General features: G+C 45.7%; 6 protein-coding genes. All 6 read right to left on the bottom strand.

Annotated features, from left to right (window positions below; all coding sequences use genetic code 11):
- A partial coding sequence (locus tag AB3112_RS08550) for a branched-chain amino acid aminotransferase (protein ID WP_367334293.1) occupies positions 1-1,002 on the bottom strand: 1,002 nt, incomplete at its 3' end.
- A gap of 388 nt (positions 1,003-1,390) precedes the next feature.
- Positions 1,391-1,735, bottom strand: a complete 345-nt coding sequence (locus AB3112_RS08545; protein ID WP_084972791.1) for a DUF1831 domain-containing protein — start codon at positions 1,733-1,735, stop codon at positions 1,391-1,393.
- Positions 1,735-2,898, bottom strand: a complete 1,164-nt coding sequence (locus tag AB3112_RS08540; protein WP_057909512.1) for a cysteine desulfurase family protein — start codon at positions 2,896-2,898, stop codon at positions 1,735-1,737. Before AB3112_RS08540 ends, AB3112_RS08545 begins: the two co-directional genes overlap by 1 nt.
- A 17-nt stretch (positions 2,899-2,915) precedes the next feature.
- On the bottom strand, positions 2,916-3,605 hold the full coding sequence (locus tag AB3112_RS08535) for a 5'-methylthioadenosine/adenosylhomocysteine nucleosidase (protein WP_057909511.1): 690 nt from the start codon (positions 3,603-3,605) through the stop codon (positions 2,916-2,918).
- A gap of 12 nt (positions 3,606-3,617) precedes the next feature.
- Entirely contained in the window at positions 3,618-3,944 is a 327-nt protein-coding gene (locus AB3112_RS08530; RefSeq protein WP_367334292.1) for a hypothetical protein, read from the bottom strand.
- Positions 3,945-3,956: 12 nt separating this feature from the next.
- Entirely contained in the window at positions 3,957-4,478 is a 522-nt protein-coding gene (locus AB3112_RS08525) for an NUDIX hydrolase (protein ID WP_367334291.1), read from the bottom strand.
- Position 4,479 lies beyond the last annotated feature (1 nt).

Genomic DNA, 4,479 nt, shown 5'->3' with positions numbered 1-4,479 from the left:
GTACTTATCTTCAACGTCACCTGATTGGATACCAAATAACGTGTCGTAAAGCTTTTGTGTAACGGGGCCCGGTTCGGTTTCGCTATAGAAGACGTGCTTCTTACCGTCGTGGGTCAGTGAACCAACCGGTGAAATAACGGCTGCAGTTCCCATTGCACCGGCTTCAGTAAATTGATCCAAGTCGTTGACGTCAATGTGGGTTTCCGTTGGATCAAGCCCTAAGTCTTTGGCAATTTGAAGAATCGATTTCTTAGTGATGGAAGGCAAAATTGAATCGGATTTTGGCGTGTAGAACTTGCCGTCTTTGCCGATTGCGTAGAAGTTGGCACCACCGAATTCATCGATGTATTTATGCTCGCGAGGATCAAGGTAAAGCTCACCTGCAAAGCCCTTATCCTTAGCTTCCTTGGCTGCTAGTAAACTTCCTGCATAGTTGCCGGCGGTCTTAGCTTGGCCGGTACCGGCATAAGCAGCACGGTCGTAGTGACTGACCATGTATGGCATTGGATGCAGCCCCTTAATGTAAGCACCAACTGGGGTCGCATAAATGTGGAAGGTATAAGTTGATGATGGCGCAACGCCAACAACTGGTTCAGTTCCTACCATGAAGGGCCGGATGTAAAGTGAACCGCCGGAACCATATGGTGGGACAAAGTCAGCGTTTGCTTTAACGACTTCTTTAACTACTTCAACGAATTTATCTTCGGGATATTTTTCCATGACTAAACGTTCTGCAGAATTGTTTAACCGTTTGGCATTCATATCCGGGCGGAACAGGTTAATACTGCCATCCTTGGTCCGGTAAGCTTTCATTCCTTCAAAAACTTCCTGGCCATAATGAAGTTCTTCGGCCGCTTCGTTGAACGTTAAGCTTGAATCGGTGGTCAAACCGCCGTTTTGCCACTTGCCATCCTTGAATTCTTCGTTGTAGCTGTACGGTAAATCACGATATTCAAATCCTAAGTTCTTCCAGTCTAAGTCCTCTAATTTTTGTTTTGCCATGTATATGTGTCCTCCTTAAAAGTTGCATCAAGGTAGGTGATAAGCGCGTAACTAAGTAAGTTTTCACAATTCAGATATGTAAGAAATCATCAAACGAACCAGGTACTTAGCATGTTCATGTGATCATCACTTATCCGTTTATCATCATATCTTAATTAATATCTAATTTATCGCACTTACCCTGGGGTGTCAATGGTAGGTTGAAAAAAATTGAAGCGAAATCTGGAATCACAAACTAAGCCGGTTAAGGATTGCCGACCCCCGTACTCAAGCAGCTTCTTGTCGCACAATCCGGTCTTCCGCTGCACAAATCAAAAAAGGTTCAGTGACAAACTCAACGTTTATCGCCGAACCTTTCAGCTGACGCCGCGTGACGACCTGGTTCTTATCACACTTGTCTTTTAATCACATCTCTATCAATTAAATCATTAATAATAAACTGGAATTGATCAACACTGGCTTGTGTATCCGGATTATTAAAGATATTGACCTTTTCCAGGCCGCTTCCAGTGGTAATCGCCATTCTAAAGCCGTCGAGGTCCTTGTTGACCTTCATTTTAAACTTGTAGTTGGCATTATAAGGCGACGTTGGATCCAGTGACTTTTCCAATGAAAAGACGCCGGTTTTTCCCTCGACGAAGCCTAAATCTCTCAGTGTGAACCGCTTGATGCTATCCCTTAACTCGTAAACCTGATCGTCACCATTTACTTTGCCTGTTTTTGCGAATGCCATTACATCTTTACCCCCTTATTTTTAACTCTGTTAACAATTTTTGTAATTGCATCAACTAATTTGTCAACGTCCTCACTTGTATTATACCGCCCGAAGCTGATTCGAATCGACTCGCCAATTCTCGGGCTGTCTTTGCCAAACATGGCCACCAACACATGCGATGGCTCAATGCTGCCGGCTGTACATGCCGAACCGCCGGAAACGGCAATCCCCGCCAAATCCAGGTTGGTCTGCATGACATACGTTGAAATACCTTTCAGCCAAATATTGAAAACATGGTTCAGGTTGTCTTCAGTAATCCGACCATTGACACGGAATTCAACCCCGTTTTCAGTTAATTTATCAAAAATAGTGCGCTTGAACTGGAGATATTTTGCTTGCCGATGGGCCTTTTCTTCAGCGGTAATTGTTTCAACCGCCTTGGCAAAACCAGCGATCGCTGGGACGTTTTCCGTTCCTGCGCGGCGCTTTTCTTCCTGATCCCCGCCCTTAATTAAGCTTGGGAAATTAACACCCGTCCGCCGATAGAGAAACCCGATCATTTTAGGACCGTTAATCTTGTGGGCGGAGGTTGACAGTAAATCAATATGGTCGCGTTGCACATCCAGATCCAACAAGCCATATGCTTGAACGGCATCTGTGTGGAACCAGGCTTGGTGATCCTTTAAAATCTCACCGATTTCATGAATTGGCATGACCGACCCAACTTCATTATTACCAGTCATAATCGACACTAAGATTGTGTCATCGTCTAATGCTGCCTTAAAATCGTCTAAGGAGATGTTTCCGTACTCGTCGACCGGCAGATAGGTAACTCGAAAGCCCTGCTTTTCAAGTGCCTCACAGGGCCTTAAAACGGCTTCGTGCTCAATGGCTGTGGTGATGATGTGGTTCCCCAGTGATTTTCTGGCCATTGCCGTCTGGGTGATCGCAGTATTATCACTTTCAGACCCCCCACTGGTGAAAATAATCTCATCAGGATCGGCGTTAATACTCTTGGCAATCACATCACGCGCGTCTTCCATGACCGCCTTTGACTCACGACCAAGACCATAAAGTGTGGACGCATTGCCATAAACGTTTTTATATTTGTCCATCAACTCAGCGTACACTTCATCAGAAACAGGCGTGGTTGCGGCATTATCAAAATATGTCTCTTTCATAGGTCACACTTCCTCATTCATTCGTTCTTAAAGAGGTCAATCAACATTTGACCGGATTTTTTACCGGCCGTAATAATAAATTTATCGAAACTGACTTCCGCATCTTCATCACCGACATCAGACATTGCCCGGATGACGGCATAAGGCACCTTGTTTTGGTAGGCAACTTGGCCGACTGCTGCGCCTTCCATCTCGGAACATAATGCATCCGGGAAGTTTTGTTTAATTTCAGCAATCCGTTTGGTATCGGCAATAAATTGGTCACCGGAGACAATCAAGCCGCGATGAGCATTCACGCCACTGGCTTGAGCAGCCTTGATAATTTTGTCACCAAGCTCTGATGAAGCTGGGAATCGGGCTGGAAAACCAGGTAACTGTCCCATTTTGTAACCCGAAGTCGTCACGTCCACGTCGTGATAAGCCGTTTCGGTCGCCACCACGATGTCGCCAACCGATAACCCGGTCCCAATCCCACCGGCAGAACCGGAGTTAATCACGGCATCTACGTGAAATTCGTTGATCAAAGTTGAGGTCGTAATCCCGGCTTGGACTTTACCGATTCCTGATTGAACCAATACCAGGCTTTGATTATTAATTTTGCCAAGAAAATAGTCGGCATCCCCATAATGGGTAGTCTGTTCGTTTGAAAGTGCCTCTTTTAAAATGGCTAATTCTTCGTCCATTGCACAAATAATTCCGTAAGTCATCAATTGGTCTCCTTAATTTACAAAAAATAGTACCAAAAAGACAACGACCATTAAGCTGACCAGAATCGCAATCGTCACGTTGAGCCGCCGGTTGATTTTTCGCCACCGGGGCGTCTTAAAGTCTGCCGTCACCTCACCAGCATCACGGGTGCGGCTGGTTGGCTGCGGTTCGATTTGGGGTTCTGGGGCTGCTTGTTGATGTCTTTTTGCATACTCACGTTCAACTTGGACCCGCCGTTTGTCGCGGGCTTCGAAGTCTTCTTGCTGCTGTAATTTTAGTTTGCGGTACTGTTCTCGGGTCAGTGGTTTTGACCCTTTATCTTTATCATCGAACGCCAATTAAATGGTCACCTACTTTTGCATGAGCTGCCAATATTGAATGGCAGTAATGGTTTTAGCGTCTTGGATTTCACCGTCCGCAATCATTTGCACAGCTTCGTCCATTGTCTTTTCAAGTATTTCAAGAAACTCGCCTTTGTCTCGCGGCAATTGGTCTTTGACCGGTTCCAAGTTCTCGGCCAAATACAGCTTCATGTATTCATCGGAAAAGCCGACTGAGGAGTAAAAGCCGTAAAGTTCTTTAACCGTTTGCGGAACGTAGCGGATTTCCTCGTTCAGTTCACGAATGACGGTATCGTGAAAATTAGCGTCACGCGAGTCAACCTTGCCGGCTGGAATCTCAATGGTGGTCTTTTTCACGGGCGCCCGCCACTGCTTTTCCAAGATAATCTTGTTGTCTTTAGTCAACGCCAAAATCCCCACGGCACCGGAGTGGTGGACAATTTCTCGAAAAGCGGTCTGCCCGTCAGGAAGCTTCACCGTTTGCTTTTCAACGTTGATAATGGCGCCGTCATAAATCTGTTCACTGCCAATC

This window comes from Lentilactobacillus sp. (assembly GCF_040773105.1).
Classification (GTDB): domain Bacteria; phylum Bacillota; class Bacilli; order Lactobacillales; family Lactobacillaceae; genus Lentilactobacillus; species Lentilactobacillus parabuchneri.
Note: the sequence above shows the minus strand (reverse complement) of the source record. Positions and strands in the feature narration are given on the sequence as shown.

What these genes read in the sequence shown, in the direction of transcription:
- AB3112_RS08535 (WP_057909511.1), bottom strand. Translation starts at nt 3,605, where the DNA reads ATGACTTACGGAATTATTTGTGCAATGGACGAAGAATTAGCCATTTTA.
- AB3112_RS08545 (WP_084972791.1), bottom strand. Translation starts at nt 1,735, where the DNA reads ATGGCATTCGCAAAAACAGGCAAAGTAAATGGTGACGATCAGGTTTAC.
- AB3112_RS08540 (WP_057909512.1), bottom strand. Translation starts at nt 2,898, where the DNA reads ATGAAAGAGACATATTTTGATAATGCCGCAACCACGCCTGTTTCTGAT.